The sequence below is a fragment of the Longimicrobium sp. genome, assembly GCA_036377595.1.
Taxonomy (GTDB): Bacteria; Gemmatimonadota; Gemmatimonadetes; order Longimicrobiales; family Longimicrobiaceae; genus Longimicrobium.
Window position 1 is genome coordinate 1 of the sequence record DASUYB010000031.1, and the last position, 17,682, is coordinate 17,682.

Annotated in this window: 14 protein-coding genes; 2 read left to right on the forward strand and 12 right to left on the reverse strand. The window is 72.9% G+C overall.

The features are described 5' to 3' along the window. The 7 genes from VF092_05520 to VF092_05550 form a co-directional block, all read right to left on the reverse strand. The coding region (locus tag VF092_05520; protein HEX6746736.1) for an amino acid adenylation domain-containing protein at nt 1-7,356 on the reverse strand (7,356 nt) is incomplete at its 3' end. Then, complete coding sequence (locus tag VF092_05525; protein ID HEX6746737.1) at nt 7,353-8,153, reverse strand: alpha/beta fold hydrolase; 801 nt, start codon at nt 8,151-8,153, stop codon at nt 7,353-7,355. The genes VF092_05525 and VF092_05520, both read right to left, overlap by 4 nt. 43 nt (nt 8,154-8,196) lie before the next feature. Beyond that, the gene (locus tag VF092_05530; protein ID HEX6746738.1) at nt 8,197-8,421 is read right to left on the reverse strand and encodes an MbtH family NRPS accessory protein; all 225 of its coding nucleotides are present in this window, start codon (nt 8,419-8,421) and stop codon (nt 8,197-8,199) included. Nucleotides 8,422-8,507: 86 nt separating this feature from the next. Continuing rightward, nucleotides 8,508-9,524, reverse strand: a complete 1,017-nt coding sequence (gene sbnB / locus VF092_05535) for a 2,3-diaminopropionate biosynthesis protein SbnB (GenBank protein ID HEX6746739.1) — start codon at nt 9,522-9,524, stop codon at nt 8,508-8,510. Nucleotides 9,525-9,643: 119 nt separating this feature from the next. Further along, nucleotides 9,644-10,201 carry an ankyrin repeat domain-containing protein gene (locus tag VF092_05540; protein ID HEX6746740.1) on the reverse strand — a complete coding sequence of 186 codons (558 nt, stop codon included), beginning with the start codon at nt 10,199-10,201 and terminating at the stop codon, nt 9,644-9,646. Then, entirely contained in the window at nt 10,183-10,719 is a 537-nt protein-coding gene (locus VF092_05545) for a hypothetical protein (protein ID HEX6746741.1), read from the reverse strand. Before VF092_05545 ends, VF092_05540 begins: the two co-directional genes overlap by 19 nt. A gap of 477 nt (nt 10,720-11,196) precedes the next feature. Further along, nucleotides 11,197-12,138, reverse strand: a complete 942-nt coding sequence (locus tag VF092_05550) for a sigma 54-interacting transcriptional regulator (protein HEX6746742.1) — start codon at nt 12,136-12,138, stop codon at nt 11,197-11,199. Between the two features lie 973 nt (nt 12,139-13,111). Between VF092_05550 and VF092_05555 the strand changes: the two genes are divergently transcribed. Continuing rightward, nucleotides 13,112-13,303: a hypothetical protein gene (locus VF092_05555; protein ID HEX6746743.1), complete on the forward strand. Its 192-nt coding sequence runs from the start codon at nt 13,112-13,114 to the stop codon at nt 13,301-13,303. Between the two features lie 87 nt (nt 13,304-13,390). Here VF092_05555 and VF092_05560 read toward each other — a convergent pair whose 3' ends face one another. From VF092_05560 to surE, 3 genes are all read right to left on the reverse strand, one after another. Next, nucleotides 13,391-14,434: a hypothetical protein gene (locus tag VF092_05560; GenBank protein HEX6746744.1), complete on the reverse strand. Its 1,044-nt coding sequence runs from the start codon at nt 14,432-14,434 to the stop codon at nt 13,391-13,393. 337 nt (nt 14,435-14,771) lie between these two features. Next, on the reverse strand, nt 14,772-15,431 hold the full coding sequence (locus VF092_05565) for a protein-L-isoaspartate(D-aspartate) O-methyltransferase (GenBank protein HEX6746745.1): 660 nt from the start codon (nt 15,429-15,431) through the stop codon (nt 14,772-14,774). Then, nucleotides 15,428-16,180 (reverse strand): 5'/3'-nucleotidase SurE, encoded by a 753-nt coding sequence (surE, locus tag VF092_05570; GenBank protein ID HEX6746746.1) that lies wholly within the window; start codon nt 16,178-16,180, stop codon nt 15,428-15,430. Before surE ends, VF092_05565 begins: the two co-directional genes overlap by 4 nt. Nucleotides 16,181-16,649: 469 nt before the next feature. Here surE and VF092_05575 point away from each other — a divergent pair, with 469 nt between their 5' ends. Next, complete coding sequence (locus VF092_05575) at nt 16,650-16,871, forward strand: hypothetical protein (GenBank protein ID HEX6746747.1); 222 nt, start codon at nt 16,650-16,652, stop codon at nt 16,869-16,871. A 159-nt stretch (nt 16,872-17,030) separates the two neighbouring features. Here the strand turns inward: VF092_05575 and VF092_05580 are convergent, their stop codons facing one another. Both VF092_05580 and VF092_05585 read right to left on the reverse strand, forming a co-directional pair. Then, entirely contained in the window at nt 17,031-17,390 is a 360-nt protein-coding gene (locus tag VF092_05580; protein ID HEX6746748.1) for a MerR family transcriptional regulator, read from the reverse strand. Then, a partial coding sequence (locus tag VF092_05585) for an NAD(P)H-dependent glycerol-3-phosphate dehydrogenase (protein HEX6746749.1) occupies nt 17,387-17,682 on the reverse strand: 296 nt, incomplete at its 5' end. The genes VF092_05580 and VF092_05585, both read right to left, overlap by 4 nt.

The following is a 17,682-nucleotide window of genomic DNA, read 5'->3' on the forward strand; positions in this document are numbered from 1 at the left end:
ACCCATCCGCAGCAGCTCGGCCGCGGCGGTGGGCACCATGCTCGCGTAGGTGACGGGCTCGGAGACATCCGCCAGCTCGAGGGCGTTCTCCACCAGCACGCCCGTCCCGCCCCAGCACAGCGTGCCGAAGATCTCCGCGACGGAGACGTCGAAGCTGGTAGAGGTGGAGAAGAGGGCGCACGTGCGCTCCGCGTCCGTCACCGTCTCCCGCATCCAGTGCAGCAGGACGCTGGCACTGGAGTGCCGGATCATCACCCCCTTGGGACGGCCGGTGGAGCCGGAGGTGAAGATGACGTGCGAAAGGTTCTCCGGCCGCACGCCAGTCTCAGGCGCATCGGCGGGCTGCCGATCGAGCTCTGCGGCGATGGCGTCCAGACGGACGATGGCGGCCGCGGACTCAGGCAGACGTTCCGCGAGCGCTGAAGTCGTGAGGACGAGCGAGACCTGCGCGTCCTCGATCATGTAGGCCAGGCGCTCGGCCGGGTTCGCGACGTCGAACGGGACGTAGGCAGCACCGGCCTTGAGGACGCCCAGCAGCGAGACGATCAGCTCCGGCGTGCGCTCCAGCAGCACGGCGACGCGGACCTCCGGCCCGGCGCCAGACGCGCGGAGCCAGTGCGCCAGCCGGTTCGCGCGCGCGTCCAGCTCGGCGTAGCTCACCCGCTCGGTGCCGTGCACCAGCGCCGTCCGCTCCGGCGTAGCCGCGGCCTTCCGCGCGAACAGCTCGTGGGTGAAGGCGTGCGGATGGGTGGAGGGAGTGGCGGCCCACTCGCTCACGAGCTGCGCGCGCTCCTCCGCGCCGAGCATCTCCAGCTCCGACACGCGGCGGTCGGGGTGCGCCGCGGCGCCCGCCAGCAGTGCGTGCAGGTGATGCAGCATCTGCCGCGCGGTCGAGCCGTCCAGCAGGTCGGTGGCGTACTGCAGCGACAGATCCAGCGCCTCGCCCGACTCGGCGGCGAAGAGCGAGAGGTCGAACTTGGCCGCCGTGTCCTCGATCTCCAGCCACTCCACCTCCACGCCGTCCAGCTTCAGCTCCTCGCGCGGCGCGTTCTGCAGCGTGAGCATCACCTGGAACAGCGGCGCGTGGCCAAGGCTGCGCTCCGGCGCCACCTCCTGCACCAGCCGCTCGAACGGCAGCTCCTGGTGCGCGTACGCCCCCAGCGTCACCTCGCGCACGCGCCCCAGCAACTCGCGGAACGACGGGTTGCCGGAGAGATCCGTGCGCAGCGCCAGCGTGTTGACGAAGAAGCCGACCAGCCCCTCCAGCTCGGCGCGAGTGCGGCCCGCTATGGGGCTGCCCACCACCACGTCCTCCTGCCCCGAGTACCGGGACAGCAGGAGCTGGAACGCCGCCAGCAGCACCATGAAGGGCGTGGCGCCCTCCGTCCGACCCAGAGCGCGCAGCTGTGCCGCGAGCTCCGCCGGCACCGCCAGGCGCTCCACGGCGCCGCGGTGGCTGGGCGCGTTCGGGCGCGGACGGTCGGTCGGGAGATCTAGCACGGCCGGCGCACCGGCGAGGCGCTCGCGCCACCAGGCCAGCTGCGCGTCCAGACGCCCGCTCTTCAGGTGCTCGCCCTGCCACCCGGCGTAGTCGGCGTACTGCAGGCGCGGCTCCGCCAGCGGCGAGGGCAGACCCTGCGCGAAGGCAGCGTACAACGCGCCTAGCTCGCGCAGGATCACCCCCGTGCTCCACCCGTCGAACACCACGTGGTGGATGACGAGGAGCAGGACGTGATCGCCATCCCCCAGCCGCAGCAGCCGCGCGCGGAACAGCGGGCCGGCGGCCAGGTCGAACGGGCGCTCCGCCTCGTCGCGGGCGCGACGCTCGGCCTCCGTCTCCCGCTCATCCGCGGAGAGGTTCGAAAGGTCTTCGATCTCCAGCGCCCACTCGCCCGCCGGGTGGATCACCTGCACCGGCTCGCCACCCGCGGACGCGAAGGTGGTGCGCAGCGACTCGTGCCGCCGCACCAGCTCCCCGAGGCTTTGCTCCAGCGCGCGCTCGTCCAGCGCTCCGCGCAGACGCAGCGCGGCCGGAAGGTTGTATTCCGATCCGCCCGGCTGCAGGTGGTCCAGGAACCAGAGCCGCTCCTGCGCGAATGACAGCGGCGCCTCGCCGGCGTGCGGCAGGGGGACCACGGCGGGGAGATCGGACGCGCGGGCGCCTTCCAGCGCCGCCGCCAGCCGTTCGACGGTGGGGCTCTGGAACACGGCGGGGAGCGGCAGCTCCGCCCCCAGCACGTTGCGGACGCGCGAGACCACGCGCGTGGCCAGCAGGCTGTGCCCGCCCAGCTCGAAGAAGCTGTCCTGCACGCCCACCCGCTCCACGCCCAGCACCTCGGCGTAGATCCCCGCCAGGAGCTCCTCGGTGGGGGTGCGCGGCGCGATGAACGACTCGGCCGCCGCCTGCCCCCACTCCGGCTCGGGGAGCGCCAGGCGGTCGATCTTGCCGCTGCCGGTGAGCGGAAGCCGATCCAGCCAGACGAACTCCGCCGGCACCATGTACGCGGGAAGCCGCGCCTCCAGGTGCGCGCGCAGCTCGGCGGCATCGGCGGGCGCACCGGGCTGCGCGACCACGTACGCCACGAGCCGCTTGTCACCCGCGTGCGGGCGGGCGACGACGACGGCCTCGGCGACCGCGGGATGCGTCCCCAGCACCGTGCCGATCTCGCCCAGCTCGATGCGGAAGCCGCGGATCTTCACCTGCTGGTCGGTGCGGCCGAAGTACTCCAGCTCGCCGTCCGCGCGCCACCGCACGCGATCCATCACCCGGTACATGCGCGACCCGGCCGGCCCGAACGGATCGGGGAGGTAGCGCTCCGCCGTGAGCGCCGGCCGCGCCGCGTAGCCGCGCGACAGCCCCTCGCCGGCGAGGTACAGCTCGCCCACGACGCCGACCGGCACCGGCCTGAGGTTCGCGTCCAGCACGTACGCGCGCGTCCCCGGCAGCGGCCGGCCGACCCGCACCTCCGACGCGCCCGGGGGGATCAGCGAGAAGCTGGTATAGGTGGTGTCCTCGGTGGGCCCGTACGCGTTCCCCACCTTCTCCACCGTCCCCAGCGCGTACAGCCCCTGCGCCAGCTCGGGGGGGACGGGCTCGCCGCCCAGGTTCAGCGTGCGGAGGCTCGCGGGGATCCCGCCCGTCCGCAGCAGCTCGGCCGCGGCGGTGGGTACCATGCTGGCATAGACGACGGGCTCGGAGGCGCGCGCCAGCTCCAGCGCGTTCTCCACCAGCACGCCGGTCCCGCCCCAGCACAGCGTGCCGAAGATCTCCGCGACCGAGACGTCGAAGGTGATGGAGGTGGAGAAGAGGGCGCAGCCGCGCTCCCCGTCCGTGAAGGTGTCGCGCATCCAGTGCAGCAGCACGCTGGCGCTGGAGTGCCGGATCATCACCCCCTTGGGACGGCCGGTGGAGCCGGAGGTGAAGATGACGTGCGACAGGTTCTCCGGGCGGACGCCGCTCTCCGGCGCGTCCGCGGGCTGCCGCTCGAGCTCGTCGCCGAGCGTGTCGAGATGGACGACGCGAGCCGCCGTCTCGGGGAGGCGCTCCGCCAGCGCGGCGGTGGTGAGGACGAGCGAGACCCGCGCGTCCTCCAGCATGTAGCGCAGCCGCTCGGCCGGGTTGGCGGCGTCGAAGGGGACGTACGCGGCGCCCGACTTGAGCACCGCCAGCAGCGCGGCCACCATCTCCGGCGTGCGCTCCAGCAGCACGGCCACGCGGACCTCCGGCCCGGCGCCCGCCCCGCGGAGCCAGTGCGCCAGCCGGTTCGCGCGCGCGTCCAGCTCCGCGTAGCTCACCCGCTGGCCGCCGTGCACCAGCGCCGTGCGCTCCGGCGTGGCCGCGGCCTGCCGCGCGAACAGCTCGTGGGTGAAGGCGTGCGGATGGGTGACGGGGCTCGACTCGCCCAGCAGACGCGCGCGCTCCGCGCCGGAGAGGAAGTCGATCTCGCCGGTGCGCCGCTCCGGGTTCGCGGTCGCCTCCGCGAGCAGCCGCTCGAGGTGACGGAGCAGGCCGGCCGCCGTCCCCTGCTCGAAGAGGTCGGCGTCGTACTGCAGGCTGGCGATCAGGCGTCCGCCCAGCTCGCTCATCCCCAGCGACAGATCGAACGACGACGTGCCGCGCTCCAGCCGCATCGACTCCAGCGTCAGCCCGCCCAGCCGCGCCACGGCGCCGGCCTCGCCCAGCGCGAAGGCGCCCAGCGCGGCGTCGGCGTCGGGCGCGTGCCAGGTGAACACCGCCTGCACCAGCGGCGGCCGGGCAGGGTCGCGCTCCGGCTGGAGGCGCTGCGCCAGCAGGGGAAAGGGATACGACTGGTGCTCCAGCGCGGCGACCGTGGCCGCCTGCGCCTGCGCCACCACCTCGTCGAAGCGCGGGTCGCCGTCGAAGCGCGCCCGGATGGGGAGGGGGTTCACGAAGTAGCCGGCCACGCCGGCCCAATCCGGCCCCGTGCGCCCCGCCGCGGGGACGCCCACCAGCAGGTCTCGCTGTCCCGAATAGCGGTGCAGGAGCACCTGGTACGCCGCCAGCAGCACCGCGTGCGCCGTCACCCCGCGCGCCCGGGCGAAGGCGCGGACGGCCTCCGACAGCTCCGCCGGCAGCTGCAGGAACTCCGACGCGCCGCGGAAGCCCTGCGTGCGGCCGCGGGGGTGGTCGGTGGCCAGCTCCAGCTCCCGCGGCGCGCCGCGGAGCTGCTCGCTCCAGTACGCCCAGAGCCGCTCGCCCTCGGGCCCGTCCAGGCGCTCACGCTCCGCCGCCACGTGGCCGGCGAAGGAGAATGCCGGCGGCGCCAGCTCCGCGGGCGCGCCCCCGATCTCCTGGCCGTACAGCGCCGCCAGCTCGCCCAGGAGCACGCGCATCGTCCAGAAGTCGGTGACGATGTGGTGCACCACGACCAGCAGCCGGTGTCCTCCCTCCGCGTCGCGGAAGAGGACCACGCGGAAGAGCGGCCCGCGCGCCAGGTCGAAGGCCCGGTCGGCCTCGGCGCCCAGGCGCGCGGCCAGCTCGGGCTCGCTCCACCCGGCCGCGTCCTCCACGCGGAAGTCGATCTCCGCCGCCCCGGACACGCGCTGGACGGGGTCGCCCGGCGTCTCGTGGAAGGTGCTGCGCAGCGCCGGGTGCCGCGCCACCAGCGCCACGCAGGCGCGGCGCAGCGCCGGCACGTCCAGCGCCGAGCGCACGCGCGCCGCGGCCGCCACGTTGTACGCGCCGCTCTCCGGCGCCAGCCGCTGCACGAACCAGAGCGCGCGCTGCCCGTACGACAGCGGGTACTCCGCCGGCGCCTCCGCCGCCGCATCCAGGCGGGGGAGCGGGCGATCCTGCGACGGAGACTCCAACTCGCGCACGATGAGCTGCGCCACCTCCGTCACTGACGGGCCGCGCAGCAGCTCGCCCAGCGGCAGGGAGATCCCCAGCTCGCGCTCCACCGTGTGCAGCAGCTCCACCGCGCCCAGCGACTCCACCCCCAGCCGCGTCAGGCTCTCCGACGGGTCGATGGCCGAGGTCTCCACGCGCGCCAGCCGCGCCACCTCGCGCCGGCAGAGGGAGGAGACCACGGCCAGCCGCGCGTCGCCGTCCAGGTCGCGGACCAGCGCCAGGAGGCCGCCGCCGCGCTCGGCGGACGCCGGACGCGCCCCGGCCGGCGCGGCGCCGGCGCGGGTGCTCGCGATCTCCGTCCACTCGCCCGCCGCGTACGACTGGCGGCACGCGTGCCGGCGGATCTTCCCGCTCGACGTCTTGGGGAGGGTGCCGGCGCGCAGCAGCACCACGTCGTGCGCGGCCAGCTGGTGCTCGTCCGAGACGGCGCGGCGCACGGCCTCGGCCACGCTCCCCGCGTCGTCGCTGGGATGGCGCTCGATCTCGCACGCCACCACCAGCCGCTCCTCGCCCTCCACCTCCAGCGCGAACGCCGCCGCGGCGCCCGGCCGCACCGAGGCGTGCGCCCGCTCGGCCGTCAGCTCGATGTCGTGCGGATGATGGTTGCGGCCGCGGACGATGATCAGGTCCTTCAGCCGGCCGGCCACGAACAGGTCGCCGTCGCGCACGAACCCCAGGTCGCCCGTGCGCAGGAAGGCGGACGCGTCGCCGCCGTCGGCCAGCCGCGCGCGGAACACCTCCTCGCTCGCCTCGGGCCGGTTCCAGTATCCCGCGGCCACGCTGGGCCCCGACACCCAGATCTCGCCCACCTGGCCGGGGGCCGACGGCCACCGCGTCTCGGGATCGACGATCACCACCCGGTGCCCCGCCTCGGCGAGCCCGCAGCTCACCAGCGTCCGGGCGGCCTCGCCGGCGCTTGCCTCGGCCGCCGCGGCCTCGCCGCGCTCCAGGCCGGCGGCGGAGACGTCCGCCGTCGCCGGGCGCCCCGCGCGGTAGGCGGAGACGAGCAGCGTGGCCTCGGCCAGCCCGTAGCAGGGCCGGAAGGCGCCGCCGTCGAACCCCGCCGGCGCGAACGCCTCGGCAAAGCGCCGCAGCGTGTCGGCGCGCACCGGCTCGGCGCCGTTGAAGGCCACGTTCCAGCTCGACAGGTCGAGGCGCGCGCGCTCCTCCTCGCCCACCTTACGGATGCAGAGCTCGTAGGCGAAGTTGGGCCCGCCGCTGGTCGTCCCCCGGTAGCGGGAGATGGCCTCGAGCCAGCGCAGCGGCGTCTGCAGGAAGGTGAGCGGCGACATCAGCACGCACCGCGCGCCGGCGTACAGCGGCTGCAGCACGCCCCCGATCAGCCCCATGTCGTGGTAGAGCGGGAGCCAGCTCACGATCACCGACTGCTCCGACTGGCCGAACGCGCGGCGGATCGCCTCCTCGTTATGCAGGAGGTTGCCGTGCGTCACCATCACCCCCTTGGGCGTGGCGGTGGAGCCCGAGGTGTACTGCAGGAAGGCCAGGCGGTCGTGCGCCGGCCGCACCGGCCGCCACCCGTCGCCCTCGCCGTCCGCCAGGTCGTCGCTGGCGATGACGGCAATGCGGGCGCCCGCCTGCGCCGCCCAGGCCTCCACCTGCTCGCGCATGGCGCGCGTGGTGAGCACCACGGCCGGCCGCGCGTCGGCCACGATCGCCGCCAGCCGCGGATCGGGCTTGCCGCGCCGGGGCGGATGGACCGGCACCGCGGTCGTCCCCCCGTACAGGCACCCCAGGAAGGCGGAGATGAAGTCCAGCCCCGGCGGGTAGATCAGGACCGCCCGCTGGCCGCTCGCGCCGGCGGCCTGCAGGCGGGCGCCGATCGCGCGCGCCGTGCGGTCGAGGTCGCGCCAGGTGACGCTCGCGCCCTCGCTCCCCGTCTCCTCCACGAAGGTGTAGACCGTCTCGCCCGGCCGCTCGGCCGCGCGCGCTTCCACCACGTCGACCAGGCTTCTCTGCTCGCTCATCGGCTCCACGCTTCGGGTTGGTGCGAATCGCCGCGGAGATGGCCGCGCAGGTCGCGCAGCACCTCGCCCATGAGCTCGGCGTGGTGGGTGTGGAGGAAGAAGTGGTCGCCCTCGAGCATGCGCGCGCGGAAACCGCCGCAGGTGTACGCCCGCCACCCTTCCACGGCCTCGGCCGGCACGATGCGGTCGTGCACCCCGCCGAACACCGACAGCGGGCAGTCGAGCGGGGGGCCGGGGACGTGCACGTGCGTGTCGTTCAGCTCCAGGTCGGCCCGCACCAGCGGCAGCACCAGCTCCATCAGCTCCGCGTGCTCCAGCACCTCCTTCGGCGTTCCGCCGATCTCGCGCAGCTCCTGGATCAGCGCGTCGTGCGGGAGCGCGTGGCGGGGCCCGCGCGGGTCGGGAAGGTGCGGCGCCCGCGTCCCCGAGACGAACACGTGCACCGGCGGCCGGCGCGCCTGGAGACGCCGCGCCAGCTCGAAGGCGATCAGCCCCCCCATGCTGTGCCCGGCCAGCGCGTACGGCCGGTCGAGGAGCGGCTCCAGCACCTCCTCGAGCGTGTCGAGGAGGCGCGGGAGCGAGGTGAACGCCGGCTGCGCCCAGTGCGTCTCACGCCCGGGCAGCTGCACGGCGCACACGTCCACCTCCGCGGGCAGATCTGCCTGCCAGGCGCGGTACGCCGAGGCCAGGCCGCCCGCGTACGGGAAGCAGAACAGGCGCAGCGCCGGGTCGGCGCAGGGACGTCGATAGGGAAGCCACAGCGGGATCGTGTCCGCTGGAGCGGTCGTCGCGTGCACTATGGATCTCGGGTTGGCGGGGCGGGCACGCCCCGCGGTGGCTCTACGAGACGGCTGCGGTCCCTTCCATCTTCCTGCGCAGACTGAGCGGGCGCATGTCGGTCCAGACCTCGTCGATGTGCCGCAGGCATTCGTCCTTGGTGCCCTGCCTGCCCACCGCCCTCCACCCCGCGGGGAGCTCGCGCTCGGCCAGCCAGATGGAGTACTGCTCCTCGTCGTTCATCACCACGCTGTACTGCCGCAGGTCTTCGTTCCCGCTGTCGGACATCGTCTCCTCCGTGGATTGCCGTTACGGCAGATGGGTTCGGGGACAGGGATTCGCGCCGGCCTCCATCCGGGCCGGCGCGACGCCGCTCACGCGGCGGCGAACGCGGGCACCGTCACGCCCCGCCCGCGGGCGTGCTCCCGGGCGAGCTGCGCGACGGCGAGGTCGAGCATGCCGAGCCCGAACGGGCTGAAGACGGCCACCTGCCCGGGGTCGCGAGGCGGGACGTCGCGGCCGAGCAGGATGTCGCCCAGCGTGCAGCTCACGAAGCCCACGTCCCCCGCCTTCTGTGCGGCCAGGTGGATCGAGGTCTCCGCGCGGCACACGTGGTCCACGTCGTCGACCACGTTGTAGGCGGAAAGGATGATCTCCGGGGAGAGGTCGCGGAGGGAGACGTGCAGGATCACCGCGCCCGGGGGGCACATCGACAGGTCGAAGATGTGCGGCACGCCGGCGGTCGTGGCCATCGAGACCAGGGGACAGGTAGCGAGCACCTCGTCCAGCGTCGCCACCACCTCCACCTCCACGCCGTCCACCTCCTCGCGGCAGCGCTCACGGAACGCCTCGGCGCGGGCCGGATCGAGGTCGAAGGCGCGGATCCGCCGCGAGCCGACGCCGGCGGCCGCCAGGAAGCGGACCACCTCGAGGTTGATCGGGCCGCACCCGACCATCCCCGTCGGCCCCTCGCTCCCGGGATCGCACAGGTGCCGGGCCGCGAGCGCGGCACTCGCCGCGGTGCGCTTGGCGCTGATCATCGACGCCTCGAGGATGGTCTCGGCGCGCCCGGTCTCGGCCGAGTTCAGCACCATCACCGCCGACGCCCGCGGCAGGTCGCGCTGCAGGTTGCCGGGGAACGAGGCGATCCACTTCACGCCGGCGACCGGCGACTCGCCGCCCAGGTATGCCGGGAGCGCGATGATGCGGTCGCGCGGGCCGTGCGGGAAGCGCAGGAAGGTGGAGTGCGGCAGCGACGTCTGGCCCAGGGCATGGGCCTGGTACGCGGCGCTCACCGCGTCCAGGATCTCCGCCTCGCGGCCGTCGAGGGCGGAGGTCACGTCGGCGCCGGCGAGGACCGTGAGGTCGCCGTCCGTCATCGTGGTGGACATCAGGGGTGCTCCGTTCGTGCACAGGGTGATGCCGCGCGTCGCCGACCCCATGCGGGCGCAGGCGCCGGGACAGGTCGCGCAGGGGTTCGCGCCCGCCGCGGCGGGCAGGGAGGAGGCGCTCAACCGGGGCCCGCGGACGGGGCGAAGCCCAGCGCCTGCTCGCAGTAGCTCCGCCACTCCTCCGTCCCGCCGGCGAAGACCACCTGCTCGCCCGGCCAGACCGAGCGCGTCACGGAAAGGTCCTGGTGGAGGAAGACGACGTCCTCGTCGGAGAGGACATCCCCCTCGTTCTGCGCCGGCGCGCGGTGCTCCGACCAGCCGTCGAAGCCGCGGAGATCGCTCACGCGATACGCCTTGCAGTGCCTGCGCGCCTCGCCGGGGTCCTGCCACACGCCGCGCGCCTTCTCGGCCGCCGCAAGGATCTCCGCCGCCTCCGCGCGGCTGGCCGCCCTGGCGATCATCAGTGGCGTGCGCTCGTCCGTGCCGCGGAGGGTGACGTCGGCGCCGCGGTCGACCAGCAGGCGCACCAGCGCGGCCTCGCCGCGGCCGGCCGCCCAGCACAGCGGCGTCCACCCGCGCTCGTCGCGCTCGTCCACGCTCGCGCCGGCGGCCAGCGCCCGCTCGACCGCCGCGGCGTCGCCGGCCCGCACCGCCTCGATCACAGGCTGCTCTGCCACGCGTCTCCTTCCTCCGAAGTCGTCTCGGTCACCACGCCCGCCAGCCGCTCGCCGCGCAGGACCTCCGCGTCCAGCACGCCGAGCGCGATCCCGCGGGGATGGAACAGGTCGAAGAGCGGCTCCCCGACCATCTCGGCGAAGGTGAGAAGGAGCGGCCCCCACGTCTCCAGCGGCGATTCGCCGGCTTCGATCGCCTCGTACTCGTCGGGAGCCAGGCCCAGCGCCGCGGCCATCTCGCCGGCGGAACGTGCCCGCTGCTCGCGGTGGCGGCGGATCAGGCCGCCGACCTCGCCCGGCCGGGCATCGGCGGCGCGCCCCGAGCCGGCGACGAGCCGTGCCGTCGGCACGCCGAGCTGGATCGCGATCCCGGCGAGCAGCGGCCCCCAGGCTTCCGCTTCGGACGCTCCGCCGACCAGCGCCTGGTATGCGTCGGGGGCGAGCCCGAGCCGGGCCGCCGCCTCGCCGGGGCTCAGCCCGCGCCGCTCCCGCTCGAGATCGAGAACCTCTCCGAGTTTCACTGGCCTCCTTTAGGGTCTTCGAGTGACGATAAAGATCTCGTCACGTTCCTGAACACTCGGAAACCGGCCGCATGGTGTGCGAAAGCACCCACGACGCGGAAGGATCTCCGCGGCCGTGCGCGCGCCGCTGTACGCGGTGGGGCGGGACGTCGCGAGCTCGGGAAACAGATGTGATCAGCGGCCTCTCGGCCGCGCCCGGCCAGCCGTTGGACGCGGCTCGCGTCCGTCGGCTTCCGGGAGACTACCCGACCGAATGGGACGAAACAGGTCGGTATGTCGTACGTCGTTGCGTATAGATACTTGCATGCGGCGGGCCAGCCGGATGCAAGCAGATGTTTCTCGGATACGTACTTGGTACGGCGGGACTTACGGACTTCGGAGGGGCATCGGGCCGGTCCCCGCGTGTGAAGTCTGCTTCACATCGCCGGGGGCGGTGCGCGGAGATTTGCACGCCCCCGTCCGAAAGGTGTACAGGGTCTACAGAATGTCGTACAAGGCCCGGCGGCTGATCCCGAGGAGGCGGGCCGCCTCGACCTTGCTCCCGTTGGTGCGGCGCAGCGCCTCTTCGGCGTAGAACTTCCGCAGCCGCCGCATCGCCGAGGTCAGGTCCAGGTTCGAGTCGACGGGCACCATCTCGGGCTCGGGCGCCTGGTCTCCGGTCAGCTCCGAGGGCAGGTGGTGCGGGAGCAGCTCGCTCTCGTCGGGCGAGGCCAGGACCACCGCGCGCATGATCACGTTCTCCAGCTCGCGCACGTTCCCCGGCCACTCGTACGCCAGCATCAGCTCCAGCGCCACGGGGTCGATGTGGTGCAGGTTCGGCCGCACCGACCGCGCGAAGATGGAGAGGAAGTGCATGATGAGCGCGGGGATGTCCTCCTTCCGCTCGCGCAGCGGCGGCAGCTCGATCTCCACCACGCGGAGGCGGTAGTACAGGTCCTCGCGCAGGATGTCGCTCGAGACGGCGTGCTTCGCGTTGCGGTTCGACGCGGCGATCACGCGCGCGTCCACCTCGCGGTCGGTGGATCCGCCCACCCGGCGCACCCGCGACTCCTGCAGGACGCGCAGGAGCTTGGCCTGGATGTGCGGCCGGATCTCGGTCACCTCGTCGAGCAGGAGCGTGCCGGTGTGGGCCTGCTCGAAGCACCCGGGGCGCGCGAAGAGCGCCCCCGTGAACGCCCCCTTCTCGTGCCCGAACAGCTCGGACTCGACCACCCCCTCCGTCAGCGCGGCGCAGTTGATGGCCACGAACGGACGGTTGGCGCGCGGCGAGTTGAGGTGGATGAGGCGCGCGACCACCTCCTTGCCGGTGCCGCTCTCGCCGGTGACGAGCACCCGCACGTCCGTCTGCGCCACCTGCAGGATGAGCTTCCAGGTGCGGCGGATCGTCGGCGAATCTCCCACCAGATGGGCTGTCTTCATCACCTTTTGGAGCTGGTTGGATTGGATCTCTCCGTCCCGGCGCTTCCACCTCGCCGCCCGGGGTGCTGCGGGGAGCGGGCTCCCGGTCCGGCGGTTCGCTCCGGCCGAGCCGAACGCGCCTGGAATCGAACACAGGGTGCAGTCCGTCGTCGAGCCGGCGGCCCCATCCGCCGGCATCCTCACAGCTGACCTGTCGCGCCGCCTGGCCGGCGAAGCGCTTTCGAGGTACGGCAGGAGACGGGGACGTTGGAGACGGCCATTCGGCTGGTCCCCTGCGGCCCGGCGAACGCCCGATGCAGCTGGCTACGGCAATCGCCTCTCAGCGAGGGACAGGAGGCGTGGTGGGGCGGATAGGGATGGTGGGAGGGAAAGAACCGGTGTCGCGGCTCCGCGTGACCGGAGCCGGCCACGTACAGCCGAGCACAGACGGGATGTGAAATGCCGGGGCAACGTGCGATCTCCTCAGGATCAGGTTTCCACCCGGACCAGCCTCGGAGCAGGCAACCGGGAGGGTCTCCAGGAGAGACCGGTCCCGGCTGTTCCATCTACACACATCTTACGACGTTCTCTCGACGTCGTGGCCCCGGATTATGCGTGAGAAGGAGGAAGCTGTCAACCAGCGGTCCGACGCTGAGACTTTTTACGAATTCCGGAGAACTCCGATGGCGCTTCCGGACCGCACCTCGTAACCAGCCGCATCGCGCGCTCGTTGGGGGAGATCACGTCCCAGCGAGCGTGGGTGATGCGCTCCCCGGTTCGAGGGAGATCCCGCCCGCGGGCGTCGGCTTTCGACCGGGGCCGACCCCGGGAGTTGCCGCCGTGCCGCGCACCGTACCCCGGGCACGAAGCCGGCGACGTGCAGCAGGGCCGGTTCGGGGAAGCCGGGCTGCGGTCTGCGCGGCACCAGATTCGCGGCCGACAGGCGCGCCACTTTTGCGCCGTCATCCCTGTTGACCCAGCGAGGGAGGTCGCGATGAAGAAGATCCGGCTGGACGTGGACGAGCTGCAGGTGGAGTCGTTCGCTGCGGCTACGGGGCACGGAGAGGCAGGCACCGTGAAGGCGCACGCGCCGAGCGAACACGCGACCTGCGAGACGCTGGTCTGCCCATGCCAGGTCAGCCAGGACGTGAGCGACTGTGTGTGCCCCGGTAGCCGGCCCTGCTGACGCGTGCTGCTGTCGTTTCACCATGGGACACGAAGGCCCGCCTGAATCCCAGGCGGGCCTTCGTCTGTCTCCCCACGCGCAGTCGGCTCAGGAGCCGCCGCCCTGCCGCGCGTTGTAGCCCAGCACGAAGCCGGCGACCAGCAGCCCCAGCGGGTCTCCCCCGCCCTGCGCGCCGGCCATGAACCCGGCGGGGTCGCTGCGCAGCGCATCGGCGATGGCCTGCAGCCGGTCCGCCACGTCGGCGAACGCGCCCGCCGCCCCGGTGCCCGCCGCGGGCGGCTGCGCGGCGGGCGTGGGCTCGTTCAGCGCCTCGGGCGCGGCCCACGCCGGCTCCTCTGCGGCCGGCCCCGCGCCGCCGAACGACTCCCACGCGGGCGGCATGTCGGACCCCGCGTGCACGTCGGCCGCGGGCAGCTCCCACGCGGGCTCCGCCTCCGCTTCCGCGGTAGAGGCGGATGGGGTGACGTCCGGCAGGTCGTACAGCTCCGGCTCGGGGAGGTCGAACTCGGCCTCGGGCTCGGCGGGCTGCGTCAGGTGGAAGTCGGGCTCGCGCGACGCGTCCTCGTCGGCCGGGGCGGGCGACTGCCACGGCTCGTCGCCGCCCTCGGCCTCGGGCGCCTTCCACGCGTCGGCGGGCTCCTGCCAGGGGTCGGCGGCCGTCTCCACCTCGGGCGCCCAGGGCTGCGCGTCTTCCGCCAACTCCTCGATCGGCGTGGCGCCCTCGTCGGCCGCCTCGAACGGCTGCGGCTCCGCGTCCTCGGTGCGCACCCAGTCCATCCAGTTGGGCGCGTCGTCGGCCTTGATCTCCTCCCCCGCCTGGCCCTCGGGCGCGGTGGGCACCTCCAGCCAGGGGAGGTCGTCTTCCTCGTCGCCCACCGCGGCCGGCTCGTCCGCGGCGGCGGGCTGCTCCTCGGGCGTGGGCGCCTCGAAGTCCCACGGCATCGGCGTGGCGGGCGCGGCGGCGTCCCACACCGGCGCCTGCGGCTGCGGCTCTTCCTCGTGCGCCGCCTCGGGCTCGCTCACGGCCGGAGCCTGGTCGCGGACGGGCTCGGATGCGGGCTCGGGCTGGCGCGGGGTAGGATTGAAGGGAGGGAAGACGGTGATCGCGGGAATGCCGGGCTGGTCGCTCATCGGGCGTCCGGGGCGTTGGGCTGGAAAGATCGGGGGGTGTGAACTGTGAGGGGAACGTACGGCTCAACCCGCCGGAAGTCAACGAATCCGAACCGTTTGCGCCCGATTCAAGTCGCTTTTGGACAGCGGATCGCCACTTCGGAGAGCGTCAGCCGCCGGTATCCCACGGGCGGGTAAACCCGCGGCTGGAACCTTGGAAAGCCTGCTGCGCAGGCTGCGGATCCGGCATCCGTGCGACAGGCGATCACCTTCCCCGTCCGCCGGTTCCAAGCCGTTGAGGCCTCGCGGTTTGCGAGGCTTCTGCCACGGCTTCAGCCGCCCGACGAGCGCCCGATCCTCATCCTCCCACCCGCTCGTCCACCCACCCGAATCGCCCCAGCAGGGGGACGAAGGTGACGTCGCCCACGTCCTCGCTCTGAAAGCGGTCGCCGAGTCTCCTTACCAGCACCAGCCGCTGCGACTCGCGCGTGCCGACGGGGACGAGCATCCGCCCGCCGTCCGCCAACTGCTCCAGCAGCGGCTGGGGGATGTCGGGGCCGCCGGCGGCGACGAGGATGGCGTCGTACGGCGCGTAGCGGCTCCAGCCGATGGTGCCGTCGCCGACCAGGATCGCCACGTTGGAGATGCGCATGCCGTCCAGCGCCTCCCGCGCGCGCGTGGCCAGGTCGCGGATGCGCTCCACCGAGTACACGCGGTCGGCCAGCTGGGCCAGCACCGCCGTCTGGAAGCCCGAGCCGGTGCCGATCTCCAGCACCCGGTCGTTGCGGCCGATCTCCAGCAGCTGCATGTACATCGCCTGCAGCGACGGCTGGCTGGCCGTCTGCCCGAAGCCGATGGGGAGCGCGCTGTCCTCGTACGCGCGGTGGCTCACGGCGTGGGGGACGAACAGGTGGCGGGGGACGAGGTCGAACGCGCGCAGCACGTTCAGGTCGCGGATCCCGCGCTCCTGCATGCGGTTGATCAGCCCGCGCCGCTGCGCCGTGAAGCGGTCGGTCATATCCCCAGCCCCCATCCCCCCACGCCCTCGATCAGCGCGTGGTTGGTCAGGTCCAGGTGCAGCGGCGTCACCGACACGTAGCCGGCGTCCACGGCGTGGAAGTCCGTCCCCTCCTCCGCCGCCCACTCGATCGACCCGCCGCCGATCCAGTAGTACGGCCGCCCGCTGGGGTCCTTTCCGCGCATGTACGCGTCGCTGAACACGCGCCGCCCCAGCTTCGTCACCCGCACCCCCTTCACCTGTGATGGCTCGATGGGCGGGAGGTTGACGTTCAGCAGCGTCTCGCGCGGAAAGCCGTCGCGCGCCAGGATCCGGCCCAGCAGCCGTGCCAGCAGCGGCCCGTACGCCTCCAGGTGCTCCACGTCGTACCGCCCGGCGTAGCTGATGGCGACGGCGGGGATGCCGAACACCGTGGCCTCCATCGCGGCCGACACGGTGCCCGAGTAGAGCACGTCCTCGCCCATGTTCATCCCGTGGTTCACCCCGCTCAGCACGAAGTCGGGGCGCCCCGGCAGCAGCTCCTGGATGCCCAGGAACACGCAGTCGGTGGGCGTTCCCGTCACCGAGTGCGTCTGATCGCCCACGCCGCGCGCGCGGATGGGCACGTGCATGGTCAGCGAGTGGCTGGTGGCGCTCTGCTCGCGGTCGGGCGCCACCACGTGCACGTCGCCCAGCGCGCGCGCCGCGTCGGCCAGCACGCGCAGCCCGCGCGCCAGATAGCCGTCGTCGTTCGTGCAGAGGATCAGCATCTACCTGCTCGAATGGGGTTTGGACCGGAAGCGTGGTTCGCGCGGCCGCGGGGAGCGCCGGGACCAGGCAGGACTCCGCTCCGGCGGGTCTGATGATACCGGCTCCACCCGCCGGGCGCGAGTCACCCCGACGCTGGGCGGAGAACTATGCGCGGCGATGCGCGTATACCGGACAGCCCGGCCGAGCCGTGGACCTGCCGCCGGGGACGATCGCGTCGCGCCCAGCGGCGGAGCGAAGAGGCGGGACCGAATGTATTCGCACAATTTTTCACGGTTCCTTCCAACTGATGGATGAGGCGTAGCAGTCGGTATCTACAGTGTTCACTGTAGATTGTCACTCCGGGACAGGTTGCGCGCAGCGTGGTTAAAACATACGTTTTCAGCCGTTGTCCGGCGAGGAAATTGCCTCCGCCGGCAGCCGAGGCGGCGGAATGGCCGGCGCCCATGGACCCACACCGGATGGCGAGAGATGCGGAAGATCAAGCTGGAGATGGAGACCCTCGAGGTGCAGAGCTTCGCGATTCCGGCGGCGAGCGCCGCGCGCGGCACCGTGGCGGCCCACGCCGGCACGCAGGCCGGCCCCAACTGCGGCTCGGCCTACGATGCCTGCCAGACGGGCCTCTGCACCCCGAATTGCGATCCGACCTACAGCCCTGAGGCCTGCCCCACCCAGTATCCGCAGTACTGCTGACGGATCGATCGCGCTGAATCCCGGCGCGGAGCAGTGGTCGGATGACGAGAAGCCCGCCTTCGCAACGCGAAGGCGGGCTTTGTTCAATGCAGCGGCGGCTTCGCGCCGGGCTGGATGGTGCGGTAGCGCGCGGCGCAGCTCGCCCCGGTGCCCGGCGAGTCAGCCCGACGGCGGGGTGAGGATCTCCAGCAGCTCCTCGAGCTCGGCGCGGAGCGAGCGCACGAAGCTGCGCTCCAGCGCCTGGGCGGCCACGTCGGCGGCGGCGCCCTCCTGCTTCAGCTCCTCGATGCGCGCGCGGGCGCCCTCGATGGTGTAGCGCTCGTCGCGGACCAGGTGCTGGATCAGCGCGATCAGCTCCATGTCGCGCTGGCGGTAGACGCGGTTGCCGGCGCGGTTCTTCGGCGGGCTGAGCGCCGCGAACTGCGTCTCCCAGTAGCGCAGCACGTGCGGCTTCAGGTCGACCAGGTCGCAGACCTCGCCGATCGAGTAGTACTCGCGCTGCGCGATCGGATCGGTCATTGCCACTGCTCCGGCTTCGGCTCGCGCACCATGAGCGCGCGCACCGCGTCGCGGGCCGGCTTGTCCTCGAACATGACGCGGTAGACCTCCGTGACGATCGGCATCTCGATGCCCTCGCGCAGCGCGAGATCGTGCGCGGCGCGCGACGTCTCGACGCCCTCGGCGACCATCTTCATGTCGGCCAGGATCGCCTTCAGCGTCTGCCCCTCGCCGAGCTTCATGCCCACGTGGCGATTGCGGCTGAGCCCGCCCGTGCACGTCAGGATCAGGTCGCCCATCCCGGCGAGCCCAG